Origin of the sequence: Marinobacter salarius, assembly GCF_032922745.1 — a bacterium.
Classification (GTDB): domain Bacteria; phylum Pseudomonadota; class Gammaproteobacteria; order Pseudomonadales; family Oleiphilaceae; genus Marinobacter.
In genome coordinates, this window is record NZ_CP136693.1 from 4522915 (window position 1) to 4549069 (window position 26155).

General features: G+C 56.6%; 21 protein-coding genes, 1 pseudogene and 1 riboswitch. Of the genes and pseudogenes, 9 read left to right on the forward strand and 13 right to left on the reverse strand.

All coding sequences use genetic code 11. The annotated features are described in order from the left end of the window. Nucleotides 1-9: 9 nt before the first annotated feature. From R1T46_RS21010 to R1T46_RS21020, 3 genes are all read right to left on the reverse strand, one after another. Entirely contained in the window at nt 10-1206 is a 1197-nt protein-coding gene (locus tag R1T46_RS21010; protein WP_317306931.1) for a class I SAM-dependent rRNA methyltransferase, read from the reverse strand. A 200-nt stretch (nt 1207-1406) separates the two neighbouring features. Next, entirely contained in the window at nt 1407-1799 is a 393-nt protein-coding gene (gene gcvH, locus R1T46_RS21015) for a glycine cleavage system protein GcvH (protein WP_317306932.1), read from the reverse strand. A 93-nt stretch (nt 1800-1892) separates the two neighbouring features. Further along, nucleotides 1893-2789, reverse strand: coding sequence for a LysR family transcriptional regulator (locus R1T46_RS21020; protein WP_036203537.1), 897 nt, complete (start codon nt 2787-2789; stop codon nt 1893-1895). Between the two features lie 109 nt (nt 2790-2898). On the opposite strand from R1T46_RS21020, the gene metE reads away from it, so the two are divergent. After that, nucleotides 2899-5172 carry a 5-methyltetrahydropteroyltriglutamate--homocysteine S-methyltransferase gene (gene metE, locus R1T46_RS21025; protein WP_036203534.1) on the forward strand — a complete coding sequence of 758 codons (2274 nt, stop codon included), beginning with the start codon at nt 2899-2901 and terminating at the stop codon, nt 5170-5172. Between the two features lie 42 nt (nt 5173-5214). Here the strand turns inward: metE and R1T46_RS21030 are convergent, their stop codons facing one another. Continuing rightward, nucleotides 5215-5940, reverse strand: a complete 726-nt coding sequence (locus R1T46_RS21030; protein ID WP_081899211.1) for a DUF3592 domain-containing protein — start codon at nt 5938-5940, stop codon at nt 5215-5217. A gap of 394 nt (nt 5941-6334) precedes the next feature. Between R1T46_RS21030 and R1T46_RS21035 the strand changes: the two genes are divergently transcribed. From R1T46_RS21035 to R1T46_RS21675, 3 genes and pseudogenes are all read left to right on the forward strand, one after another. After that, entirely contained in the window at nt 6335-7204 is an 870-nt protein-coding gene (locus R1T46_RS21035; RefSeq protein ID WP_051946566.1) for a formylglycine-generating enzyme family protein, read from the forward strand. A 135-nt stretch (nt 7205-7339) separates the two neighbouring features. Further along, nucleotides 7340-7858 (forward strand): annotated as a pseudogene (locus tag R1T46_RS21040) (formylglycine-generating enzyme family protein). Then, on the forward strand, nt 7843-8097 hold the full coding sequence (locus R1T46_RS21675) for an SUMF1/EgtB/PvdO family nonheme iron enzyme (protein WP_156105456.1): 255 nt from the start codon (nt 7843-7845) through the stop codon (nt 8095-8097). The pseudogene R1T46_RS21040 and the gene R1T46_RS21675 overlap by 16 nt, the downstream one beginning before the upstream one ends. Nucleotides 8098-8127: 30 nt before the next feature. On the opposite strand, the gene R1T46_RS21045 is transcribed toward R1T46_RS21675, so the two are convergent. The 7 genes from R1T46_RS21045 to thiC form a co-directional block, all read right to left on the reverse strand. Beyond that, nucleotides 8128-10719, reverse strand: a complete 2592-nt coding sequence (locus R1T46_RS21045; protein ID WP_036203528.1) for a hypothetical protein — start codon at nt 10717-10719, stop codon at nt 8128-8130. Beyond that, the gene (locus tag R1T46_RS21050; RefSeq protein ID WP_317306933.1) at nt 10703-11572 is read right to left on the reverse strand and encodes a DUF4123 domain-containing protein; all 870 of its coding nucleotides are present in this window, start codon (nt 11570-11572) and stop codon (nt 10703-10705) included. Before R1T46_RS21050 ends, R1T46_RS21045 begins: the two co-directional genes overlap by 17 nt. Beyond that, a complete protein-coding gene (locus R1T46_RS21055; RefSeq protein ID WP_317306934.1) occupies nt 11535-13643 on the reverse strand; it encodes a type VI secretion system Vgr family protein in 2109 nt (702 codons plus the stop codon). Before R1T46_RS21055 ends, R1T46_RS21050 begins: the two co-directional genes overlap by 38 nt. A 108-nt stretch (nt 13644-13751) precedes the next feature. After that, nucleotides 13752-14558 (reverse strand): 3',5'-cyclic-AMP phosphodiesterase, encoded by an 807-nt coding sequence (cpdA, locus tag R1T46_RS21060; RefSeq protein ID WP_036203523.1) that lies wholly within the window; start codon nt 14556-14558, stop codon nt 13752-13754. Nucleotides 14559-14753: 195 nt separating this feature from the next. Beyond that, nucleotides 14754-15239: a DUF1249 domain-containing protein gene (locus R1T46_RS21065; RefSeq protein ID WP_036203520.1), complete on the reverse strand. Its 486-nt coding sequence runs from the start codon at nt 15237-15239 to the stop codon at nt 14754-14756. Between the two features lies 1 nt (nt 15240). Then, nucleotides 15241-15858, reverse strand: coding sequence for an NUDIX domain-containing protein (locus tag R1T46_RS21070; protein ID WP_036203517.1), 618 nt, complete (start codon nt 15856-15858; stop codon nt 15241-15243). Nucleotides 15859-16268: 410 nt separating this feature from the next. Continuing rightward, a complete protein-coding gene (thiC, locus tag R1T46_RS21075) occupies nt 16269-18146 on the reverse strand; it encodes a phosphomethylpyrimidine synthase ThiC (RefSeq protein ID WP_317306935.1) in 1878 nt (625 codons plus the stop codon). Between the two features lie 74 nt (nt 18147-18220). After that, nucleotides 18221-18335, reverse strand: a riboswitch (TPP riboswitch). Nucleotides 18336-18493: 158 nt separating this feature from the next. On the opposite strand from thiC, the gene R1T46_RS21080 reads away from it, so the two are divergent. Next, the gene (locus tag R1T46_RS21080; RefSeq protein WP_036203512.1) at nt 18494-19897 is read left to right on the forward strand and encodes a TolC family outer membrane protein; all 1404 of its coding nucleotides are present in this window, start codon (nt 18494-18496) and stop codon (nt 19895-19897) included. A 62-nt stretch (nt 19898-19959) separates the two neighbouring features. Here the strand turns inward: R1T46_RS21080 and waaA are convergent, their stop codons facing one another. Continuing rightward, nucleotides 19960-21228, reverse strand: coding sequence for a lipid IV(A) 3-deoxy-D-manno-octulosonic acid transferase (gene waaA / locus R1T46_RS21085; RefSeq protein ID WP_041336137.1), 1269 nt, complete (start codon nt 21226-21228; stop codon nt 19960-19962). A 172-nt stretch (nt 21229-21400) separates the two neighbouring features. Here waaA and lpxL point away from each other — a divergent pair, with 172 nt between their 5' ends. From lpxL to R1T46_RS21105, 4 genes are read left to right on the forward strand one after another with little or no spacing between them, the layout of a single operon-like run. After that, on the forward strand, nt 21401-22351 hold the full coding sequence (gene lpxL, locus R1T46_RS21090; protein ID WP_075195814.1) for an LpxL/LpxP family Kdo(2)-lipid IV(A) lauroyl/palmitoleoyl acyltransferase: 951 nt from the start codon (nt 21401-21403) through the stop codon (nt 22349-22351). Continuing rightward, nucleotides 22352-23299, forward strand: a complete 948-nt coding sequence (locus R1T46_RS21095; protein ID WP_036203502.1) for a mitochondrial fission ELM1 family protein — start codon at nt 22352-22354, stop codon at nt 23297-23299. It begins immediately after the preceding gene. Beyond that, complete coding sequence (locus tag R1T46_RS21100; RefSeq protein WP_136634094.1) at nt 23296-24411, forward strand: glycosyltransferase family 4 protein; 1116 nt, start codon at nt 23296-23298, stop codon at nt 24409-24411. Before R1T46_RS21095 ends, R1T46_RS21100 begins: the two co-directional genes overlap by 4 nt. Then, nucleotides 24408-25466 (forward strand): glycosyltransferase, encoded by a 1059-nt coding sequence (locus tag R1T46_RS21105; RefSeq protein WP_041336132.1) that lies wholly within the window; start codon nt 24408-24410, stop codon nt 25464-25466. The genes R1T46_RS21100 and R1T46_RS21105 overlap by 4 nt, the downstream gene beginning before the upstream one ends. Here R1T46_RS21105 and R1T46_RS21110 read toward each other — a convergent pair. Continuing rightward, a complete protein-coding gene (locus R1T46_RS21110; protein WP_041336130.1) occupies nt 25390-26100 on the reverse strand; it encodes an SGNH/GDSL hydrolase family protein in 711 nt (236 codons plus the stop codon). The two genes, R1T46_RS21105 and R1T46_RS21110, sit on opposite strands and share 77 nt — an antisense overlap. Nucleotides 26101-26155 lie beyond the last annotated feature (55 nt).

The following is a 26155-nucleotide window of genomic DNA, read 5'->3' on the forward strand; positions in this document are numbered from 1 at the left end:
CCCCCAAGCTCAAAGAAACCCAGTCAACGACCGAACAAAACAGCTTTTAATATAATCCGTCTCCGGAATCCCCGGTACTACCGGATGATCCGGCGCTTGATGGCCTTGCTCCAATAATTGAACAAACCGGTCAATCTTGCGGCCGCTGCTGCGGATAATATCCGTCAGCTTCTCTTGGGACAGATGCATAGAGCAGGAAGCCGACACCAGTAGTCCATCCCGATCAAGCAGCCGAAGTCCCAACTGGTTCAGGCGCGCATAAGCCTCTTCCCCAGCCTTCTGGTCACGCCGCCGGGGGATCAGTGCCGGTGGGTCGAGGACAACGATGTCGAACTTTTCCTTCTCATCGCACAGCGCTTTCAGGGCGTCGAAGGCATCACCCTCTATCGTCTCGATGTTATCAAGGCCATTGATCTTCGCATTGTGATGAACAGAGTCGATGGCACCAGAGGAACTGTCCACACAGGTCACCTGCGTAGCCCCGGCACAGGCTGCCTGAATACCCCAGCCACCCACATAGCTGAACACGTCCAGGACCCGCTTGCCCGGCGCATAGGCCTGCAACCGCTGCCGGTTCATGCGGTGATCATAAAACCACCCCGTTTTCTGCCCGCCTTCCATGGGCACCTCGAATCGCACGCCATTCTCCTCAACCGGCAGGAGATCAATCTCCGGGCCATGAGCCTGCTCAACGTAGGTATCCAGCCCTTCCACCTTCCGCATCTTGCCGTCGTTCTTGAGGATAATCGCCCGAGGATGTGCCAGCCGCTGCACCGCCCGAACAATCGACTCCTTCATCTGTTCCATGCCGGCCGTGGAAATCTGAACCACTACAACATCATCAAACCGATCAATCACCAGCCCGGACAGCCCGTCACTGTCACCAAACACCCAGCGATAAAACGGCTTATCAAACAACCGCTCCCGCAACGCCAGCGCCGTCTCAACCCGTTCGGTGAGCCGTTGCGGCGTCATGCCATGGGCGGCATTCCGGCTGATCAAACGACCGCAAATCAGCGCATGCGGATTCACGAACACCGTACCCATGGGTTTATCGTTGGCCGCACGCAACTCAGCCTGGGCACCGGCTTCAAACTCGGTCAGAGGGGAACGATGGGTATCCACTTCATTGCTGTAGACCCACAGATGGCCGGCTCTCAAACGGCGCTCGGCGCCTTTACGTAAATATAAGACCGGGAAATTCATAACAACCACCTGTCAGAGTTGGGAAAAAGCGCAAATTATACATTAAGTGTCGGCACGGGCAGCCGAACTATGGGAGGGAGTGGGCAGGGCTGCCCAAAGCTGTGCGGAGCCATGGATGGCGGAGCTCAAGCGTACAGGGACGTATTTACAGCGTGTTTTGGGCAGCCCTGACCGCTCGCTCTTCCACCATCCGCACAAAATTATTCCTCGGCAGCCACATGCTCCGCGTAGGCCACAGAATCCATCAGGCCATCCATCTCACCGGCATCCGCCAACCGCACCCGGAACAACCAGCCATCGCCATAAGGATCCTCATTCACCTTCTCAGGCTCATCCTCCAGGCTCTCATTAACCTCAATCACCTCACCGGTCACCGGACTGAACACATCCGACGCCGACTTCACCGACTCGGCAACACCCGCCTCTTCAGCACCAGTTACCGTCGAACCCACATCCGGAACACCGATAAAAACGATATCCCCCAGTTGATCCTGGGCAAAATCCGTGATTCCGACGGTTGCGGTGCCGTCGTCGGCCACACGCACCCACTGGTGCGTTTCAATGTATTTCAGATCTGCGGGTGTTTCGCTCATGGTCACATGTCCCCGATGAATAATTTCGCGCATTTTAACCGAAGAACGACGCCCCCGCGAACATCTCAACCAAAGTTGCGACGGATTCCAGCTTCAATCCAGCCCCCAGGTCGTTTCCCGCGCCATCGTCATGAACGACTGAAGATAGGCCACATCCACATCCCGCTCACGGAGGCCCAGGAAAATCTGCTTATCAATACCCTCCCGCCCCAGCCGTACCGGGCTGATCGGCATCTGATGGGCGTACTCTTCCACCAGCCAACGGGGCAGTGCCGATACCCCCCGCCCTGCCGCGACCATTTGCAGCATGATGTCCGTGGTTTCAATGGTCTTATGCCGGGCCGGGCTGCTGTGGGCCGGCACCAGAAACCGGGTATAGATGTCCAGCCGCTCGGCATCCACCGGATAGGTAATCAGAGTCTCACTTTCAAGATCAGATGGCTCCGCCCAAGGCCTGGAGGCCAGCGGGTGATCGCTCGGCACTACGAGAACCTGCTCGTAATCAAAGACCGGCTCGTAAACGAGCCCCTTGCGGTGCAATGGGTCCGGCGTCACCAACACATCGATGTCGTAGCCAAACAAAGCACCGATACCACCAAACTGGAAGCGCTGCTTCACATCCACATCCACGCCTGGCCATTGCTCAAGATACGGCCCAACCACCTTGAGCAGCCACTGGTAACAGGGATGACATTCCATACCGATTCGCAGGCTGCCCCGCTGCCCTCGGGCAATCTGACCCACCAATTCCTCGGCATGCTCAAACTGCGGCAACAAACGATTCGCGAGTGACAGTAAATACAACCCGGATTGAGTTGGCCGCAGTTTACGGCCTTCACGCACCCACACGGGCGTTCCCAGCTGCTGCTCCAGCTTCTTCATGGCATGACTGAGGGCAGACTGGGTGAGGCACAGCGCGTCCGCCGCCGCCGTCAATGAGCCGCTCCGATCCACTTCACGGACGATCTCCAGATGATTGCGCTCTATCATTGGCCGACCTTAGTTGAAAAAAATTCATGGATTCATGAGATTTTACCATTATTTTTCATGTCAGATCAGCACTAGCCTTGAAGGCCTGAATGACGACAGGAGATTCATCATGGTAACCACCCATAACCTGGGCTTTCCCAGAATTGGCCAACGTCGCGAACTCAAATTTGCCCTTGAGGGTTATTGGAAAGGCGAGTTAAGCGAAGACAACCTACAGCAAACCGCGGCAGGGCTCCGCGCCAGCAACTGGCAGAGGCAGCGCCCGCTCACGCTGGCGCCGGTCGGCGACTTCTCGCTCTACGACCAGGTACTGGACATGAGCGCCACAATCGGTAACCTGCCACAGCGCGCCGGCACAGCCGATGACAACGAACTCAACCGCTACTTCCGCATTGCCCGTGGCCGGTCCCCGGCTGATAACGATTGCTGTGGCGTCCATGCCGGTGAAATGACCAAGTGGTTCGACACCAACTACCACTATATTGTCCCGGAATTCGACGCGGACACACGGTTCAGCCTGAATTCCACGCGTTTACTGGAACAACTGGCCGAAGCCAGGGCCGTAGGCGTCAATGCCAAGCCAGTTATCATCGGCCCTGTCACCTACCTCTGGCTTGGCAAATCCAAGGACGATACAGACCGGCTCAGCCTGCTGGATGACTTACTGCCGGTCTATGCGGAGCTGTTACAGCTTCTTGCCGACAATGGCGCAGAGTGGGTGCAGATTGACGAGCCAATCCTGGTCACAGAATTGGAAGGCGACTGGCGGCACGCCCTGAACCTGGCTTACCACAACCTCAAGGCAAGCCCGGTAAAACTGTTGCTGACCACCTATTTCGGCCAACTGCGGGAAAACCTGCAACTGGCCTGTGAACTACCGGTTGCCGGCCTGCACCTGGATGCGACAAAAGCCCGCGACGAAGTGTCCCGCGTGACTGACTGGCTGCCGGGGCACAAGGTTCTCTCACTGGGCGTGATCGACGGTCGCAATATCTGGAAAACCGACCTGGAAGCCACCCTCGACTGGCTGGAACCGGTTTATCAGAAGCTGCGTGAACGACTCTGGATTGCGCCATCCTGCTCACTTCTACATGTGCCGGTAGACCTGGACAACGAAACCACCATGGACCCGGAGATACGCTCCTGGCTGGCCTTTGCGCGGCAAAAGCTGGAAGAACTGCAGCTGTTGGCCACGGCACTTACCGATGGCCAGGATGCGGTGGCCCGGGAACTGAAGAGCAATGCAGACGCCATACTCAGCCGCAGGAACTCAACCCGCGTGACGGACCCACAGGTTCGCAAGGCGGTCGCGGCGATCACGCCTGAGCTGGGTCAACGCAAGAGCAGCTACCAGCAGCGCTCGGCGATCCAGGCAAGCCACCTGAAGCTGCCGCGCTACCCCACAACCACTATCGGCTCGTTCCCCCAGACCAAGGATATCCGCCAAACACGGCTCAAATTTCGTAAGGGTGAGCTCGCACCCGAGGAATATCACGAGCGAATCCGCGCAGAAATCCGCCACTGCGTTGAGGAACAGGAACAGTTGGGGCTGGACGTGCTGGTCCACGGCGAGGCGGAACGTAACGACATGGTGGAGTACTTCGGCGAGCAACTGGAAGGCTACGTGTTCAGCCGCTTCGGCTGGGTACAGTCCTACGGTTCCCGCTGCGTGAAACCACCCATCCTGTTCGGCGATATCTCCCGGCCCAAAGCCATGACCGTGGAATGGATCCGTTACGCCCAGTCGCTGACAGACAAGCCCCTGAAAGGGATGCTCACCGGCCCGGTCACCATCCTCAACTGGTCTTTCGTGCGCGACGACCAGCCCCGGAAAGACACCTGTCTGCAACTGGCACTGGCGATCCGCGAGGAAGTACTGGACCTGGAACAGGCTGGAGTGAACATCATTCAGATTGACGAAGCCGCCCTTCGCGAAGGCCTGCCCCTGCGCCAGAGCGACTGGGAGACCTACCTGGACTGGGCCATCGAAGCCTTCCGGATTACCGCCAATGGCGTGCAAAACGAAACCCAGATACACACCCATATGTGCTATTCGGAATTCAACGACATCATCGAAGCCATCGCCCGCATGGATGCCGATGTCATCACCATCGAAACCTCCCGATCTGACATGGAGCTGCTGGATGCCTTCAAGGGATTCCAGTATCCCAATGATATTGGTCCGGGTGTCTACGATATTCACTCGCCCAACGTGCCGGGGACTGAGCAGATCGTGTCGCTGATGAACAAGGCCGCGGAAAGAATCCCCGCCGAGCGACTCTGGATCAACCCGGACTGCGGGTTGAAAACCCGGTCGTGGGATGAGGTGATTCCGGCGTTGAGGGGAATGGTGGCTGCAGCTCGGGAGTTGCGGGAGGCGTGAGCTTGGGGGGAGAGACATGGATGGTCTCTCCCCACTTCAATTTCAGGACGCCAATTTTGGCAGAAAGGAGGTATCTACCCAATACTGCCCGGGGTTTGTCGGGTTGATATAAACAGGGATCGAATCACCAAGGATATGGCTTGAGGGATTGAACCACAGGTTACCGCTCCTGAATACGTGGATATCTGAAGTAACCGGGTTCTGCCACTGACACACAATCTGATATGGGCTCTTACCATTCATAACGAGCCTCTCGTTTCTTTCCACCCCCTGATAGCGGGATTGAACCAGCTGTCCCGTTTTGCGCAGTTTTGCCGCACTCCCGTTCCTGATGGCAGGCACCACAAACATACCAGCGCCAACCAAAAAGAACGCTGCTCCAATCCCGCCGACAATAAGGGCCACGCCCCAAAGCGAGAAGAAATCATCGATACGTGCCGACTCCGGTTCACCCGGCGCAAAAAGTACACGTACTTCCTCTCCACGACTGTAACTCGCAGGGTTGCTGCCGCTTGAGGACTGAAATTCCACCGGTCTGCCCGACTCATACTCAAATCGGACAATGGGATAATAGGCGTTGGAATCACTGGACCGTGAGCGAATCAGGTCAGATACAACCCCGGGCTTGGCTGTTGCGGTTTCAAGAAAGGTTGAAGTGCTCTGGAATGCGAAAAAGGCGCCGGCCAGCATGCCGAGGCCTACGAGCGTAAAGATAAGACGCAGGGTTTTAAAAGTTTTCATCTCAGTTCCTTTGATCGTTTCGTCCATAGCCGAAAACGACCTGTTTTCGGCTATGGGAATTATACGCGGATGGGCTCCTATTGAAATGGTGAAGTTTGATCCCTACCTGTCTCCGACACAGTTCGCGTTAAAGGTGCCGGCTTCGACAGAAATTATGCCTACCGGACTGCAGCGATGTTTGTTTGATATACCACTCATGCGAGACCAAGATGAATTAGATCAATACCCTTTGCAGTCAACCGCCCCTGACTCCTTGCTCGATATCTCTCCGCTACTGAGCATCGGCGCATATGATCTTCCAGTTTGTCAGAACGGACGAAAGCAACGTGTTTGTTACCTGCCAGTCGAAGCTTGGCCCTTGTCAGCCAGACAGGTAGAATACCCGCGTACATGGAATGTCACTCAATGGACTGGAATGACTATGACCACCCGCCGTACCCAGCAATCCTTTTTGCTTGCGTTATCATTGACGGCCCTGACTGGCTGCGATGCCATCAACGACTGGCACGCCATTGAGATGGTCCAGCGCAACATGGACAACATGGTGTTCGTTGAAGGAGGTGAATTCCTGATGGGCAACCCAGGCGGATGGGCCATGGGGGCCGATACCGTTCCCGCTCATGATGTAGTGCTTGATGACTTTCATATCCAAAAGTACGAAGTCACCCAAGGGGATTTTGAGACTTTTGTGGAAGCCTCTGGTCATGTGATAAAAGCCCGCAGTTATGAAGACGATAGGCAACGATATCCCGAGCGGTTCTCCGAGGAGCTACCCGCCGTGGTTTCCTGGTTGGATGCCAAGGCCTTCTGCCAGTGGCTCGGGAAGCAATCCGACCGCAACGTGGACTTGCCTACAGAGGCACAATGGGAATACGCCGCCCGCTCTGGAGGCAAGTCATTTCGCCACGCCACTGATAACGGAGAACTAGAGCCGGGGCGGAACATTAGCGAAGCCAATGACCCAGCCCTGGCCCTTTACGGCAATGACCAGGACATCCCCGAACCTCCCGGTCTTTACCCTCCCAACCCTCTAGGGCTGTATGACATGTCAGCCAATGTGAGTGAATGGGTCAACGACTACTACCAACCGGACTACTACCAGCACTCGGAACGGGTCAACCCAAAAGGACCAGAAACGGGTGAGCGCAGTTCTTTTTTTGACGCGCCACTAAGGGTTATGCGCGGAGGGGACTTCGAGGTTCCCCTCGTCGGTAGTTCTACTGTTATTCGATTGCGGGGCACTCAATCACTCGCGCCTTTGGATGGCGGATTCCGCTGTGCAGCGAACTGAATGCCTCTCAATGGACTGGACGCCCGCCGTGCCCAGCAATCCCTCGTGCTTGCGTTATCATTGACGGCCCTGACTGGCTGCGATGCCATCAACGACTGGCACGCCATTGAGATGGTCCAGCGCAACATGGACAACATGGTGTTCGTTGAAGGAGGTGAATTCCTGATGGGCAACCCAGGCGGATGGGCCATGGGGGCCGATACCGTTCCCGCTCATGATGTAGTGCTTGATGACTTTCATATCCAAAAGTACGAAGTCACCCAAGGGGATTTTGAGACTTTTGTGGAAGCCTCAGGACACGAAATTAAAGCGCGCTTTTAGGAAGACAAACGCAGTGAGTCCCCTGAAAGCTTTGCAAGCGAGCTCCCCGCACCTGTCTCCTAGCACGATGCTAAAGCATTCTGTCTATGGCTAGGGGAACAGACTGGTCACAAAGTGGATCTGCCCACTGAGGCCCAGTGGGAATATGCAGTACGCTCGGCAGGTAAACCGCTTCGCCATGCAACCGACAACGGAACACTGGAGCCGGGAAGGAATATCAGCGAAGCCAATGACCCCGCTCTGGCCCGTTACGGCAACGATCTGGATATCCCCGAACCGCCCGGCCGTTATCCCCTAACCCGCTCGGGCTCTAAGACATGTCCGGCAATGTAGCAGAGTGGGTCAACGACTATTACGCCCCAGATTACTACCAGAAATCGGAGAAAGTTAATCCCACGGGCCCAGAAACAGGTAAAGCGGTACCCGTAACCCCTAAACAAAAAGAACCCGAAAGAGTCATGCGTGGTGCTGACTACGAAGGTCCAATTATCAACAGTTCTGCCGTTTCCCGGCGAGTAGTTCCTGAATCAGCTGTACCACTGAATAGCGGGTTCCGCTGTGTAAGAAACTAGGCTTCCGACCAAACGGGAGGGAGCAGATGGTTAAGAGTATAACGTCGAAAGCCATTGTTCTGTATCCTGGGCCTTGTTGGGCGATTGATACAAAAACCGCAGTACCAAACTCACATAGTTATTCTTGAGATCAACTACGCTACCCTTAGCTCCCCCTGCCTGTCCCATACGCCGGAGTATTTCCGTAAACTCTCGGTGCGTTTTTACAGTATTCACAACAGAGAAAGCGGCGGATGCCAATTGCCTGTGGTCATCCCCATTCTGGCGAGGGACCCGAGACACATTCTTTGAAAACAAGTGAAGCAATTCCGCCTTGGCTTCAGGTGTGTAAGTGGCAATCTCACCATTTGTCGCCAGTTGACTCGCTGCATTAATGGCCGCTTGGTAACTTTCCCTGGCTTCATCCCAATATTTCCTAAGATCGAGAATTGGCTTGGCTACGATATCGACCAAATCTTCGCCGCTGATCGCTTGAACACGTAACATTAGGGAGATCAGTGAAAACGCCTCGCTCTCTACCCATTCCAGGAACCGGAAATCGGACTGCTCCAAGGACCAGCGTATAAACTGCACCAGTTCCACAACCTGCAATACGCTCAGTTCAGCTGCAACGCCACCGCCACCGCCAGGCCCGAGAACTAAGTGACCTTTCAAAGTCATATAAATCTTATCCTGTGGAGATAGCCCGATCTTAAACTCGAATCCTGCTCCGAGCCCCGCAGACAATGCGAGTTCCGGCTTTACCTCCAGCAAAGACTTGAAGTCCTTATCCGCCCCATCCCGCCTTTCCTGTTCTTCTTCGGAAAGGGTTTCACCCTGGCCTGGGGCCTGATCTCCCTGAACCTCCGCATATGCCGCTTTCCACTTCACACTAAAGGCCGCTTCGTTTTTCAGGGTACCGCCAACAAATGCTTCGCCGTTGGACTCTCCACTAATTCCAACATTCTGGGGAGCGGAAGCCACCTTCACACTGGCTCCCAGAGAAGCACAGGCGCCTGCGAAGCCCTGAATAACATATTCCGCATCAGTCCGAATAAGGCCACAATGCAGCGAAACCAATTCGCCTTTCCTGTCCTGGTAGGACAGTCTGAAAGGCATGCCACCCTCGTTAGGAAACTTTGCTGCCAGGGAGGCCTTGCCTTCAAGCAAGCTGTAAGCACCCTCCATCTTGCCACCCACATGGGCTTCCTGCTTAACCGGATTGTAGGATGCCGACAATCCGGCTTGGGCGGCAAAGCGGAACATCTGTGCTTCCGTCGCCGCCGAGAATCGACCATCGCTTGTGGATATATCTTCCTTGAACAACTCAATATTGAGTTGATTGAAAAAGTTGTCTTCCTTACTCTTCCATTCTGCGAGTTTGAGCTTCAGCTCACGGCTTGTCTGCAAGGCACTCAAGGCTTGTTTGCCTGCTCCCTTGAACTGGTTGGCAGACATCGCTTCTCTCACGTCTGCCATTCTCATCGGCCGCCATCCCCGGCGAAGTTGCTCCAGCGCCTCCCGGTGTATATAACGGTAACCGGATTCACCGGAGCGCTTAATCTCTGCCACATTCCAGGCTCGGGTATTACCAACATTCGGGCTGGCAAATACCTCATTGTTGGACGGCGGGCTACCCTCCACCAAACGGCTTAGGGCTTGCTCCTGTTCCAACAACAATTGTTCTTTTTCGTCCTGAAGTTCCCGATACTGCTCTACTTCTTCCGTATCCACCAGGCTCCACATCGTTGGGGTCGGACTGCTCGTAGAAAAGTACTCAGCAAGAGAGCGCCACCAAGAGGGGGTTGGTGTGTTCTCGATTTGATTCAGTCGCTCCCTGCGCCTTGCTAACGCTGCGATATCCCTCTCAGCGATGAACTCCGGCCAACGTGTCTGCTCTTTGAGAACCCTGGTTTCATGGGCCAATTGGGCCAGGGTTTCGTCACTAGCGTTACCGGAAGCCCGCTCAACACGGTACGCAATCTCCGCCTCTAGCCCCGCTCGAAGGTATTCCATCCGCTCATCCAGTGTTTCAAAGGCTTGCTGCTGTCTTACAACACTGTTTCGGTGAGCATTCAGAACGGTTTCGATATCCGGCAATGTCCGTTCCAGTTCGTGAGAGAGTCTGATAAACATTCGAAGAGTCAGTTGATCCTTCGGCTCATTCGTTGGGCGCCGATACATCGGGCTCAAGACCTCACGTCGAAGTTGTTCCACCTCTCTGCGGATACGAGCACGTCGGCGCTCCTGCCGATCAAGGCGTTGTTGCGCGTGCTGCCATCGCCCCCGATATTCCTGGAGCAGTTCTCCAGCGGAATTGCTTGTAGACGTCGGCGGCAAGGCATCAAGCTCTTTCAATTCCCGCCAGACTTCTGCCTTGGCTTCGGGAATACGGTTCTGGGATTTACCTTCCGCCTGTTGAAGCTTTTGCAATGGCGCCCGAAGTTCGTTGATCGCATGGCTCAACTCATTGCACTGTCTCTCGGTCAGTGCATGTACCACATCCGCTTCACCAGTAATGTGGAGTAACTCGACAAACTCGACCTGACAATCGGCGCAAGAGGCCTCGGTGGAACTTGAATCATTTGCGGCTCGTGGCGGAGCCAAGTTATTTCCTGGCTGTACGTCATGCTGTTGCGACATAGTCCGACTTCCTTATGCTTTCCATAGCTGTCAGCCTTTCACTAGCTGACCATTGTTCCTGTTTTAGAATTTCCCGGTACTCCCTGATTTCCGGAAAGTCATCACCATGCACTATGGCCAATCGTAACCAGCGTTCCTGGTCCGACACTTTTGTCATCCCTGCCCTATGCGCTTCCAACAACCGGTCCAAAACCCAAACAGAGGGATCTTTGTGCGAAATGAGGTTACTTTCGTAATAGCTGGCGAAATCCTGGGCCTGGGCGGCGAGCCGGTAATGGGATGCTTGTCGAAGCTGATCCTCACTGACAGGGGATAGGGGCTCTTCATTTAGCACAGCATTATCGGTAACTGCCGCTATGTGCGTTCGCCAAACCCCGCCATCGTGCCAGGTCCACTGTTCCCCCGGAGGCACAAACTGATGCCGCTGCGCGTCCCCCATGACGCACAATAGCGGCCCGAGCATCCTGGGTTCATGAAAGCGCAGTAGCCGCGAACTTTCCGAGCCAAGTAACCACTTCTGACAACGATCCCGCAGGTTTGTCGGCTCCAACGATGTATGGATCAGGACACCCAGGGGGCGGGCCTCCATGTCTTCCGTAAGCTGCTGTGTAAGCGAATGGCTGTTTCGCAGGTCCACCAGGATTGGACCACTAGACCAATTTGGTTGCCATTCACTGCCTTCAAACAAACTCCACCACGCAACGGTTTCGTTGGCCATTACATTGTAGAGCTGTTTCAGGAAGTCGTGAGCTATGGCCAGGTCGATAATCGCATAAGAAGCAACCTGAGGTTTGTCACTCTTAGGAGACATCTCCTCAAGTGTGGTTATGTAATATGCAGCGTCCATGCTCATCATACTCACAGTTGGCAATAGCCAGGTTGCCTGAATCCGCAGCCTCCTTCAGCAGGCTAGCTCTTGAAGGATCAGGGCTGGCGTTAGATCTCTGATTCGTGCCGCCCAGCACCGCTTGATCGTTATTTGGCGCAACACCTTCCGATAAAAGCTGAGGTACTTCTGGAACCTGGGCCGAAGCGCCGGCCCCACTTCCAGGCTCACCCCCGGAATTCATCTTCACCATGGGCCCGGACACGGTCACACCGCTGGGGTCCACCTTCACAAAGCTACCACCGGCTTTCAGGGTTACTTCCGCACCCGCTTCGATCACGATTTTCATACCGGCCTTGTGGTGGATTTCGCTGCCGGCTTCAATGAGCTGGTTCTTGCCCTGTTTGCTGTGGTAGCTGCCGTTGACGGTGAGGCTTGAGTCACCGCCGATGGATTCCCGTTTCTCACCATCCACGGTGGCGTGGTCATTGCCCTTGATGTGGGCCTTTCGGTGGTTGTCCACGGTCAGGTGGCTGTCATTTTTGATGACTTCGGTGCGGTTGTTTTCCGTCAGCAGGTCCAGGTCTTTCTGGGCGTGGACGTAGATCTGTTCCTTGTCCGCTTCATCCTCGAATCGCAGTTCGTTGCTGCCCTCACCCTTGTGGGTCTGGGTCTTGAGAGTGGTTCTGGTCTTGTGCTCCGGCAGCGCGTACGGCGGGGTGTTGGTGGCGTGGTAGGTTCTTCCGGTAATGATCGGCTGGTCCGGGTCGCCGTCCAGGAAGCTGACGATGACTTCGTTGCCGATTCTCGGCAGCGCCATGAAGCCATACTGGCCACCGGCCCAGCCTTGGCTGACTCTGAGCCAGGCGCTGCTGTGTTCGTCGTTTTTACTGTAACGGTCCCACGGGAATCGGACTTTGACGCGTCCGTGTTCGTCGCAGTGGATCTCTTCGCCTTTGGGGCCGGTGACAATGGCAACCTGGGGGCCGTCCATCAACGGGCGATGCTCGACCTGGGGCCGCCAGGTGCGGTCCGCGGGGATGGCGTTGAAGGCGTTGTGGTAGGTGGTGGCGCCGTTGTTGCCATCCTCTTCCAGGGCCTGGGGTTGTTCTCCGGTGTGGGTGATGCTGGTGAACAGCCATTCCCGGTTCAGGCGTGGGTTGTCGTGGTCGGTGAGTTCGACTTTGGCACCCACGGTGAAGTCGGGGCGGTTGCTCTGGCCATCGGCGATGGCGGCGTCGTTCCTGAGGGCATCGAGACGGCTTTCGGTAAAGGGCTGGCCGCTGGCATCCTGCTTGAAGCGGCCGGGGTAGTCGTAATGCTGGTAGTCTTCCCGCTGGCCGTCCAGTTTGTCGGCCTGATGTTCGTGCATCAGGGCGTAGGCGGGATTCTTGAAGGTGTAGTCCTTCATGGCCACGGAGGCGGCTTTCACCCGTTCCCGGTAGCGGAACTGGAAGACGGTACTCTGGCGGGTGCTGCCGCCAGCCTTGGCGTTGTATTCCACCGGCTCGAGCCGGGGGGCATCGCCGTGGTGGTCGGCGATGATCAGGGCGGGTTGGTCGTTGCCTTCCACATCGCCGTGGTAATAACGGTAGTGCCAGCCTTCTTCGGCGGCCAAGCGCTCGACAAAGGCCAGGTCGCTTTCCCGGTGCTGGACGCAGTATTCCCGTTCTTCGGGGGTGCGTTTCAAATCAAACACGGTATCGATAAGGCCCCGCTCTTCCAGCAGGGTGCGCACGATGGCGTCGGTGGCCTGGGTCTGGAAGATGCGGCTGTTGTGCATCAGGTCGAGGCGCCACAGGGGTGGCTGGACGATGACGTCGTAACGGGTGCGGCGGTGGCCGGAGTCGCCCCGGACGAATTCGTTGACCACGCCGGTAAAGCGCCGCAGCGGAACGCCATCCTGCCACATCACCAGTTCCACGGGCTGTTCCAGCACGTCTTCGGGGGCAATATCGGGCGAGGTACTGGCCAGTTCCAGCTTGCAATGGCACAGCCTGGAAAGGTGCTCGGTCAGCTCGAAACGGGCGACCACGAACAGGTCTTTGGGGAGTTGGCCAAGGGTGGCCGTGAACTGCAGTCCGGTTGCCTGGGGCATGTCTTCGATCCCTGAAGAAGTGAATGTCTCTTGCTCGTCCTGAGCGAAGCCTGAATTATATACGCAATAAGGTGGCCATTAACAGGCCGCCTACCGATCAGCAACCCGCTAATATCCGGTGCTGTTGCTATCCAGCTCGAACACAAAATCCGTCGCCCGGCTGACTTCAGTGGAAAACTCACCCGACGGCAACAATTCGAACCACCGATAGCCCGGCGCCTTATCCTCCACCGAAAACTCCACGGAGCCGGCTGTAAACTGTATGCAGGTCGACGGCGTCGCCAGCAGGCGCGCACTCTTGCGGGTTTGATCCAGTTCCTGATGGATATGGCCCCAGAGGACGATTTTTACCTGCGGGAAACGATCGATCACCTGCCAGAACGCGTCACGATTGCGAAGCCCGATCGGTGACATCCAGCGGGTATCGATTTCAACCGGATGGTGGTGAAGAGCGACCAGTGCTGGCAGGTCGGGATTCTCACTCAGGGTCTTCTCCAGGAACGCCAGCTCAGGCTCCGAAAGCTCACCGAACACCTTCCCGGGAACCGAGGTGTCCAGCAGCACAAACTGCCACCCACCCTGGATAATATGGCGCTGATTGGCTCCTCGCTCGGCGGCGATACGGGATAGCAGTGGCGAATCGTCATGATTGCCGGCCATCCAGGCCGTGTCACACTGAAAGACCTCCAACTTGTCGCCAAACAGGCGGTAGGCTTCTTCGCTTGCATCCTGGGCAATATCACCCGTGGCGAGGATAAGGTCCGGCTGGCCATGGTCCCGGAAAACCTGAGCAATCACGGCATCCAGGCTGTCCCTCGTATTGACACCCAGCAGCCCACCCGCCGGATCGGCCATCAGGTGCGGGTCAGTCAGTTGTAGCACCCGGAGGGCACGCTGGTTGTCGTTCTCTGTCATGGCACTCGTGGTTCTTGCGTTTGCGCAACACACACCGGTGAAGCAGACCTACTGGCAGGTTATTGAGTTTTTCCGCCTGCATCCAGAATATTCATCACATTCTGCTCAGGCTTTCCCAGGCAATTGCCGGTTTTGACAACTCTCGCACAGTCTACGCGCACTCTATGCCATTGGATGCAGAGCAGACATACAACCTTAGTCCACGCCCTCTCCGGCGGACCAGGCGGCATGTTCCATCGGCAAGTGGCCGAAACGCAGGCAGTAATCCAGCCAGTCGGCCAGGAAACTGTTGACCTGAACTTTTTCGTCAGGGTGGTGCATGAAACGGTTCGGGTAGTCGTTCACCGGCGCAATCTGTCGATCGCGGTAACAACTGATAACCTCGGCCATGGTTGCATCGTGATAGACCCGAACCGTCAACTGGGGATTATTCAGCCAGCGCCCGGAGTTGTGCACCTGTTCAAGCAGCAGGGTTTCCGTAAACTTTGTGGTTTGCAGCACTTCGATGCGAACACGGCCCAGGTACTGGTCCTCACGATGAAGCTCGAATTCACAAATGGGGCGGCCCTTGGCTTCAAGCCTCCGCAGGCGGTGAAGCCGCATGTAATTGCCATCACACAGCGCGCCGAAACGTCTTAGATCCGGTACATAACGCCGGGGTTTCATTACCCACTCTGTCATATCAGCTCCAACCTTCCCGCAAACGCGGGCGATTCAACTGCAACCACTGCAGCGCGATGATCGCGGCAGCGTTATTGATACGTCCATCATAAATCATTGCGATGGCTTCGTCGGCGCTGAATACATGAGCACGGATATCTTCGTGTTCATGCTCCATGCCAAACAAACCGCCGGCGGATTTGGTGCTGATGCGACCGCAGTATAGGTGGATCAGCTCTGTGCTCCCGCCGGGAGACACAAGATAGTCGCAGATTTTGTCCAGCGGTTTAAACGTCAGGCCGGCTTCTTCCTGGCCTTCTCGCTGGGCAACATCTTCGGGCGACTCACCCTCCTCGTTCATGCCAGCCACGAGTTCCAGTAACCAGGGAGACTGCTTCCGACCTAAAGCGCCGAGGCGGAATTGTTCGAGAAGAACAACTTCGTCACGATCGGGATCGTAAGGTAATACGCAGGTAGCGTCGCCGCGGATGAAGAGTTCGCGGGTGAATGTTGGCATTTGCCCGCCGTCAAAGCGCGGGTGCGTCAGCCAGAGCTTGTCCATGCGGAAGAAGCCATGGAACACGGTTTCGCGTTTTTCGATTTTTACGTCACGGTCTTTAAACTGGAACGGTTCGGTCATTACTGGTTTCAGATCCGTTTGTGAGAACGATTCTGAACGATAGCCGGATTTACGGGGCTACTGCAAGCTCGGGCCCCAGCCTTAAATCACGGGGAGGCAGCAATTGGGAACCCCTTTTCCAAAACACGCTCAAGCCCGTCCCTGGGGCGCTTGAGCTCCGCCATCCATGGCTCCGCACAGTTTTGGAAAAGGGGTTCCCAATAACTGCTTCGAGCATTTGTGCAATCCTCAAAAAGCGACCAACGAGGCGATGACTGCCAATACCAGATTGAGCCAGGGTGGTGGCCCCGTTCAGAAACGTGCGGAGCCAGGGATGGCGGAGCCCGAGACGCACAGGGACGTCTCGAGTCGTTTTCTGAACGGGGCCACCACCCTGGCTCACACTCCGAACCAAGCAGTCTTACAAAAGGTCAAACCTTGTCATAAAGCTTGGACCCAGCCTCCACAAACTCCCGGGATTTCTCCTTCATGCCGGCATCCACCGCAGACACCTCGTCTAGGCCATTCTCCTTGGCATACTCCCGAACTTCCTGGGAAATCTGCATGGAACAGAACTTCGGGCCACACATGGAGCAGAAGTGAGCCACCTTCGCGGAGTCCTTGGGCAGGGTTTCGTCGTGGAAGGCACGAGCGGTGTCCGGGTCGAGGCCGAGGTTGAACTGATCTTCCCAGCGGAACTCGAAGCGGGCTTTGGACAGCGCGTTGTCGCGGATCTGGGCACCGGGGTGGCCTTTTGCCAGATCAGCGGCATGAGCTGCGATTTTGTAGGTAATGATGCCGGTCTTTACATCGTCCTTGTTGGGCAGGCCCAGATGCTCCTTCGGGGTAACGTAGCAAAGCATGGCGCAGCCGTACCAGCCGATCATTGCCGCGCCGATACCGGACGTAATGTGGTCGTAGCCAGGGGCAATGTCCGTGGTCAGTGGCCCGAGGGTGTAGAACGGTGCCTCATCACAGCATTCCAGCTGCTTGTCCATGTTTTCCTTGATCAGCTGCATGGGCACATGGCCCGGCCCTTCGATCATTACCTGAACATCGTGCTTCCAGGCAATCTTGGTGAGCTCACCCAGGGTTTCGAGCTCGCCGAACTGGGCTTCGTCGTTGGCATCGGCAATGGAGCCGGGACGCAGGCCGTCGCCGAGACTGAAGGCCACGTCGTAGGCTTTCATAATTTCGCAGATGTCTTCGAAGTGCTCGTATAGGAAGCTTTCCTGATGATGGGCCAAACACCACTTGGCCATGATGGAGCCGCCACGGGACACAATGCCGGTGGTACGCTTGGCCGTCATAGGCACATGATGCAGGCGCACGCCAGCGTGGATGGTGAAGTAGTCGACGCCCTGCTCTGCTTGTTCAATCAGCGTGTCACGGAAAATCTCCCAGGTCAGGTCTTCGGCAGCGCCGCCGACTTTTTCCAATGCCTGGTAGATGGGCACGGTGCCGATGGGAACCGGCGAGTTGCGGATAATCCATTCACGGGTTTCATGGATATTCTTGCCGGTAGACAGATCCATGATGGTGTCAGAGCCCCAACGGGTGCCCCAGGTAAGCTTTTCGACTTCTTCCTCGATGGAAGAGCTGACCGCTGAGTTGCCGATGTTGCCGTTGATCTTCACCAGGAAGTTGCGGCCGATGATCATCGGTTCTGTTTCCGGGTGGTTGATGTTATTGGGAATGATCGCTCGGCCCCGAGCAACTTCGTCCCGTACAAACTCAGGGGTAATTTCCTGCGGCAGAGACGCTCCGAATGACTGGCCCGGATGCTGATCTTTCAGGAGCCCCTGTTCCCGGGCTTCCTGCAGCTTCATATTCTCGCGAATGGCGATGAATTCCATTTCCGGCGTGATGATCCCCTGGCGGGCATAGTGCATCTGGCTGACGTTCTTGCCGAGCTTGGCCTTCAGCGGCTTGCGCTCGTCCATAAAACGGAGTGGGTCCAGCAGGGGGTCTTTCATCCGGCGACGCGTGAATTCAGAGGTGTAATCGGATAGCTGCTCTACATCTCCGCGCTCCTCAATCCAGGCCGAACGGATGGGCTTGAGCCCCTTTCGCAGGTCAATAGTGGCTTCAGGGTCGCTGTACGGACCGGAGGTGTCATAAACGGCGACGGGCGCATTTTTCTCGCCACCCATGTCGGTCGGCGTGTCGCCCACAGTAATTTCCCTCATGGGCACCCGAATATCAGGTCGGCTACCCTGTACGTAGATTTTTCGGGACTGGGGCAGCGGCTTGATGGCTGCAGAATCGACTTTTGCTGAATCGCTAAGATAGGAAGGTATTGTTGTCATAGTGCGTCCCCGGGTTGATTAGGTATACGGGTCGCGCATGACGGGCAGTGATCACAGAACGGTTCTGTGTCGTTGCAGCATATTGTCTCAAATCCCTACGCCGATATTATCCGGATCAGGTTGCGGGTTCTGCATGGCAATCTCAGCCGGCGGTCAGATGTTCTGACGCCAGCACCCCGTCAAGACGCGAAATCAATGTAATTGACACTTACAATCAGTGCCGACTGCAAGTGTAGAGCTCAGGCCGATTATTGTCCATAATGGCGAGCCTGAAACGCTCAATGGTTATCTGAACATATGTGGCCAGGTATTCCAACACGCCGGGTGATTCACTAACAGGAGACATCATGAAGAAACGACTGCTTTCCGGGCTGATTGGACTGCTCGCAGCCCAGCCTGCACTATCCATGGATCTGGTTGAGACGTACGAGAAAGCACTCTCCTATGATTCCGGCATTGCATCGGCTCAGGCTCAGTTCCAGGCGCAGCAAGCTGCCGTTGACGTCAGTAAAAGCTCCCTGCTGCCGCAAATCACGGCAACAGGGTCAGTAAACCACACAGATTTTGAGCCCCATAACGCATTCAGCGGCTCAGGGAACGATGAGTTGGCGCGACAGTTTTTTTCGGGTGACAGCTACAAGGCTTATCGTTACGGCGTTGAGTTGAGCCAACCTATATTCCAGGCCAGCGACTGGTTTACATACGAAGCCAGCCAATTCCAAACAAAGGCTGCTGAAGCCCAATACAACCTGTCCCAACAACAACTGATTCTCGATGCAGCAACCGCCTATTTCAATGTTTTGCGGGCTCAGGATACAGTTACCACCGCGAGAGCAACTGAAGCTGCCATTCAGCGCCAATATGATCAGGCCCAGGAACGCTTTGAAGTGGGCCTTATCGCCATAACCGAAGTATACGAAGCGCGGGCCAGCTATGACGATGCCAGAAGCCAACGCATCGCTGCTGAAAATCAACTGAACATTGCAAAAGAACAACTGGCGCGACTAACCGGCGATTACCCTACCGCTCTGGAAAACCTTCGGCAGAACTTCCCTCTTAGGCGCCCTGAACCGGCAAACCCAGCATCCTGGGAGTCAAGAGCCCTCAAAAACAACTGGTCTCTTCAAACGACCCTTTTCCAGCTTAACGCAAGTCAGTCCGACCTGAAAGCGGCCAAGTCAGGCCATTTGCCAACGCTTGAGCTTACCGCCTCCTATCGTGAAACTCGTCTCGACAACGCCTTATCAACAACGCAAGAAGGCACTGAGGGCGTCATTGGCCTGTCCCTCAATATTCCTCTATATACAGGAGGAGGAACGAAGGCTAGCGTGCGTCAACAGCGCTCGCTGGTGACGGCTGCCGAACATGACCTGAATACAGCGCGCCGCGATGTACGTGTAAACACGCGCAGCCTGTTCCTGACCATTGACAACAACATTGAGGCCGCCAATGCACTTGAACAGACCATCATTTCCCGCCGCAGTGCATTGGATGCCACCCGTGCCGGTTACGAAGTGGGTACACGGAACATCGTGGAAGTGCTGGATGCGGAACGGAACTATTACGTGGCACTGCGTGACTTCGCCAATGCCCGTTACGACTACGTGATTAACACCCTGAACCTGAAACAGGCAGCTGGCACCCTAAGCCCTCAGGATCTGGTTGACCTGAACAATTGGCTGAGCGCATCAGCGCCGGGGATTGAAGCCATGGCTAACGAACAGGAAACCATCGACAACCCCTCTCAGTAAACTGATGCAAACCAGGCCGGGGCACCATGCCCCGGCCAATAACAAAACGCCGGCATCACACCTTAGACCCGCTTAACAATCCCATCGACCACTTTTTCGAGCGCACCACGGTTGGCATTCACAACCGCCAGCGCGTTGTGCCCCGCCTTTTGAGCAGAAGATTTATCCGAAAAGAGATGAACGACGCACTGGGCAAGAGACTCCGCCGAATCCGTAATAAACAGCCCCTGCCCTGAATCAAGGCGGTCGTAAATGGTTTCGAAATTGAATATGTGCGGCCCGGAAACAACAGGTATTCCCCAAGCGGCTGGCTCCAGCGGGTTGTGGCCGCCGCGCTCAATCAGCGAACCGCCCACAAAGGCCACATCGGAGGCGCCGTACAGCATTAACAATTCACCCATAGTGTCACCAAGATACACCTCGCTCCCCACCTTTCCGCCCCCGTCACTTCCTGACTGGGACCGACGGACAAGAGAGAGCCCCATGGCGTCAATGAGCCTGGCCACATCATCAAAACGCTCTGGATGCCGCGGCACAATCATCAGCAATGCGTTCGGGAAATGCTCGAGGATTTGTTGGTGAGCTTCCAATATCTGGCGATCCTCACCGTCGTGGGTACTGGCTGCGATCCAAACCGGACGGTCAGCGCCCAGCGCCGCCCTCAGCCCCGAAGATTCGGCGCGCACTTCGTCCGAGACCTCAACATCAAACTTGATACTGCCGGTCACCGACACCGACTCCGGCGTGGCCCCAATACGCAGGAACCGGCCAGCGTCTTCCTCTGCTTGCGCGGCTATCCAGCTAATACTGCGGAGCAGCGGGCGAACCAGTGACGCCACCCGCTCATATCCCCGCGCGGAACGGCTGGAAAGGCGCGCATTAATGAGAAAAATGGGCACCTCGCGTTGGCGGCTAAGAGCAATCATATTGGGCCAAAGCTCAGTTTCCATAATCACAAGCGCCCGGGGCCTTACGCGGCCAACAAAACGGCGCACCGCACCGGGTGTGTCATAAGGTGAGAAAGCATAGTGGACCCGGTCACCGAACAAAGCCCTGGCTCGGGCCGAGCCGGTCGGTGTCATCGCGGTCATCAATATGGGGATATCAGGATTACGCCTCAGCAAGGCTTTCACCAGGGGGGCTGCGGCAATGGTTTCACCCACCGATACGGCATGAACCCATATGACCGGCTCATCGAAGGCCTCCACGTACCCCAGGCGCTCCTGCCAGCGCACGAACGCTTCAGGATTGGTACGCCCGATCCACCACAACCGCAGCAACACAAACGGCAGCGCGATGCGGAAAAAAAGGGAGTAGAAAAAATGAAGCATGGTAACTCCGGCCGGGTCGATGCGGCGGTCATTCTACATAAAGCGGTGGCCGGCGTCTGCGACCTGGAATTCATGATTTTCCGCAACTTGCGGATATTGCGGCTTTAGCCGGAGATAATGGCCCTGCTAAACTCCGGTTCTTGCCGTTAAAAATCATCAGGGACTGACACGAGTGAAGACCGCTAAACAGAGAACTCGCGACACCCGCTATACCAGCTACCTTCATCCGCGCTGGTGGCCAACCTGGATCGGGGTCGCCGCCATGTGGCTGGGTGCCCAATTGCCACTGAAGTTACAATGGTGGCTGGGCAAACGGGTTGGTGACATAGCCTATCGCTTTGCCGGCCGTCGCAAGCAAATCACCGATGTGAATATTCGCCTGTGCTTTCCAGAGTTATCCGAAACGGAAAAGCAGGCACTGGTGAAGGCGTCTTTCCGCGCCAACGGCATCGGTGTCATGGAGATTGGGCTGGCCTGGTTCCGCAGTCCCACCAGCTTCATGCCCATTACAGAAGTCCACGGCCTTGAACATGTCGACGCTGCCCTTGCCAGAGGCAAGGGCATCCTGTTGCTGGGCGGTCACTACAGCACTCTTGACCTGGGGGGCGCCCTGGTCACCGAATACATCGAGGCCGACGTGATGCAGCGCGACCATAACAACCCATTGATGAACGCGGTGATGACCCGCGCCAGGGAGCGTCGTTATGGGGTGGCACTGGACAGCCGGAACCTGCGCGGCCTGCTCAAACAGCTCAAAAACAACCGTATCGTCTGGTACGCCACAGATCAGGACTACGGCCGCAAAGGCATCGTTTTTGCCCCATTTTTCGGAGTACCTGCGGGGTCCATCACCGCCACCTCGCGCATAGCCGACCGTAGCGGCTGTGCCGTGGTGCCCTTCAGCCATTTCCGACGGGAACACGCTCCAGGGTACGATATCTACTTCCATCCTCCACTGGAGAACTTTCCTTCCGGAGATGACATGGCGGACGCCACATTGGTGAACAAGACCATCGAAAACGAAATCCGAAAACACCCGGACCAGTACCTCTGGATGCATCGCCGCTTCAAGACCCGTCCTTCCAGGGAAGATCCGAACCTGTACAGCAAGGACGCAAACTGAATGCGCTCCCACACCGGCTCCCCCGCCCCGGTTGTCTGGCTACTGACCGATAATAAGCCTGGCCATCACAACCAGCTGAAAGGGTTGGGCAACCGCCTTCGGGTGCTGGCTGGCGCCAGCGTGAGTGAAATCGATGCGACCGAAGCGCCCCCGCCCTTGTGGCGGGCGCTGCTTGGCGTTGCGCCGGCCATGGATAAAGCCCTGGGAAGACCAAACCTGATTATCGCAGCCGGCAGCGGTACCCACCGCCTGTTGCTATCCCTGCGGCGGCTCCGAAAGGTAAAAACCGTGGTTTTAATGAAACCGGGCTTCCCTCTCAACTGGGTCGATGCGGCCATCATTCCAGAACACGATAAGGTCCCCCCAGCCAGACATGTCCTTGCCACCGAAGGTGTCATAAATGCAATCACGCCCCTGGCCAGAATTACCGACAAACCCGAAGGCCTTGTTCTCGTAGGCGGCCCCTCCCCCCATTTCGACTGGGATGACGACGTTATTCTCGGACAGTTATCCCAGCTAATGGGTCGCTACCCGGAATGGCGCTGGACGATCAGCGGCTCTCGCCGTACGCCCGAAAACCTGTTGATGCGACTGAACGACCTGGCAGGCCCGAAGGTCACGGTCGTGGATCCCAGGCGAACGCACGCCAGCTGGCTTCCCCATCAACTCGCCGCCTCCCGCGCGGTGTGGGTCACACCAGACAGCGCCTCCATGGCCTGCGAAGCTGCCACCTCCGGCGTGCCTACGGGTCTGTTTGAGCTCGCGCCCAAGAATAACAGCCGGGTCGCCCGGGGCATGGCCAGCCTGGTAGAGAAAGGGTACGTCGCGCACTGGAGTGACCATGCCTCGGTTATGGCTGGAAAATTGCGCGGATCGCAGGAGCTTTGGGAGGCTGATAGGGCCGCAAGGTGGCTGATTGAACACTTTTTAAGGGGAGGCAAACGTTGAGGATTCTGCAGGCGTTACCCGCGCTATACAGTGGCGGGGTGGAACGAGGCACCGTGGAGTTCGCCGCCGACCTGGTGAAACGTGGGCACGAGTCCTATGTGGTTTCGAAAGGCGGGCCCATGGCGGAGCAGCTTCGCGGGCAAGGCTCTGAACACATATTCATGCCAATACACCGGAAGAACCCGGCGTCGTTCGGGCAAATCCTGCCCATGCGCAAGCTGCTTCTGGAGCTGAAACCGGACATCATACATGTCCGCTCCCGCATGCCCGCCTGGATCATCTTCCTGGCCCTGAAGACCATTCCAGCCAACCAGCGCCCGGCCGTCGTCTCAACCTTTCACGGCATGTATTCCGTGACCCCCTACAGCGCCATCATGACCCGGGCTGATCACATCATCGCCGTGTCCGGTTGTGTTCGGGATTATGTGCTGAACAAATACCCGGTGCCGGAAGAAAAACTGACCGTCATCCAACGGGGCGTGGACGTGAGTGCTTTTCGACAACGGGAGCTCAGCCCACAATGGCTGGACCGCTGGTTCCGACAGTACCCACAATTGGCCCAGAAAAAGATCATCATGATGCCCGGGCGCATTTCCCGCTGGAAAGGCCAACTGGACTTTCTGGCCATGATGGCGCAGCTGGTGCAAAAACGACCGGACTGCCACGGCATCATTGTCGGCGGCGCTGAACCTGGCAAGGAGCAGTTTCTGGAGGAGCTGGAAAAGGAACGTGCCCGCCTGAACCTGACCGACAAGGTTAGTTTCCTCGGCCAGCGCAACGATATGACCACCCTCTACCTTCTGGCGGACGTGGTCTGCCACATGTCCACGAAACCAGAACCTTTCGGCCGCACCGTTACCGAAGCCCTGGCCTCCGGCACACCGGTGGCCGCCTTTGACCGAGGTGGCGCAGCCGAAACACTGCGCGCCTGTTTCTCCGACGGACTGGTACCGCCAGACAATATAGAAGCGTTTGCCCAGACCGCGCTCGCCCTCCTCGACAATCCCCGACCTGAGATAGAGATACCGTGGCGATTCCAACTGGAAGCACAGACCGAAACCACGCTGAAGGTCTATGAGAACCTTCTTGCGCGGAGGCCTGCGCACCAATGAATGCGCAAGGCCCGCTGACAATCGCGCTGATTATCGCCACGCCCGGCACGGGCTGGGGCGGTATGGAAACGCACACAGCCGACCTCGCGAACGCCCTCTCGACAAGAGGCCACACCGTTCACGTTCTGGCACACAGCCACTACAGCGAACGCTTCGCCTCGCCGGTTTGTTTCCATCCACTGCCCGTTCAGCTCGGCCGACGCAACCCATGGCTGCACTACCGCCTGCGGCGACTGCTTCGCTCCATCCACCCGGACATCGTTCATGCCCAGGGTAACAAGGCCGCAAACCTGATCAGTTCAGCCCGTCATCTGAACAGTGCAACAGTGGGCACGCTTCATGGCACCAAGCGCTCCCATAAGGGGTTTGAGCGGCTGGATGGCGTGATTGGTGTCAGCCGTGATATTACCGACACCATTGCCCACGCCAATGCTCGGCTGATCCACAATGGCTTACCGCCTGTGGACACCTCCGGCGAAGAAAAGACGGAGGCCCCGACCTTCGAAATTCCTGCAGATCGCCCTCTCCTGTTAGCCGCAGGCCGTCTGGAACCAGTCAAACAGTTCGACCGGCTGATTCGCGCCTGGGCCAGGGCCGACTGCGGTGGCAGTCTGGTTATCCTGGGTGATGGTAGCCAGCGTGCTCAACTAGGTACCCTGATTCAGGAGCTGGACGTCTCAGACCACGTACTGCTTCCAGGCCATGAGCTCCATATGAAGCCCTGGCTCCAAGCCGCCACCGCCTGCATCATCAGCTCCAGCCGCGAAGGTTTTCCTTATATCATGGTGGAAGCGCTGATGGCGGGTTGCCCGGTACTGTCAACGCCAGTCAGCGGAGTGGGGGAATTTCTGCCAGAACAGAGTATTGCCGCGTCTGACCGCGTTGAGGATATCGCCACACTGGTTCGCACCAATCTCCGCAGCCCGATGGTTATGAGAGATTCCCAAAACGGCAGTTTCCTGTGGGCCCGGGAGCAACTCAGCCTTGAGGCGATGGTATCGAAGACTGAGGCTTTTTATCGGGACCTGTTGGCCAGTATGTCGACAGCGCGCTGATCACCGTATCCGCCAGGAGTCGATGCCCTGTTTCGGTAAGGTGGGTTCCGTCTGCCATCAAGGACTCGGCTTTCCGCTGCCATAATGGGTGGTAGGCATCGGCAAAAAATGCATTTGGCTCTCGTATGGCTAACTCTCGCAGGCCCTCATTGTAGCGCTCAATGCGCGGGTTCCGGGGCTCGTCGAGGTTCGGCGGCGTGGACACCAACGCGAACAGGGTGTCGGGGGCCGAGCGCAACACACGCTCAATATTGCCCAGATACTCATCCAGCGGCACCTGCTCCACCGCGCCCCAACGATCCTGCAGGTGGAGACGCCGGGCCCATTTCTTCAGCTTTTTGACGAGCTTTCGGGCAAGCTTCCTGCGGGGGCTGTCCGGGTAATAAAGCACATAGGGCGCACCACGAAAGGTGAGCCAGGAATCAACGAGCCCGTACTGAATAAACGCCAATTGATAGTTCCTGGGCGGGAAGGCCTCAGCATACTGAAGCAGCTCACGGGTTGTGCTCATGGTATGACCACAATTGGTGAGCGAAAGACCCAATTGCTTCGCAACGATCTGCGGCCAGACCGGTTCATGATAGTCTTTCAGGCCCTCGGTATTACAATCACCGTAGGCAATACAACCGTTCATAACGTGGCTTCCCGAGGCTTCCGTTGCACAAGGCAATAAAACGAGATTCGGATAC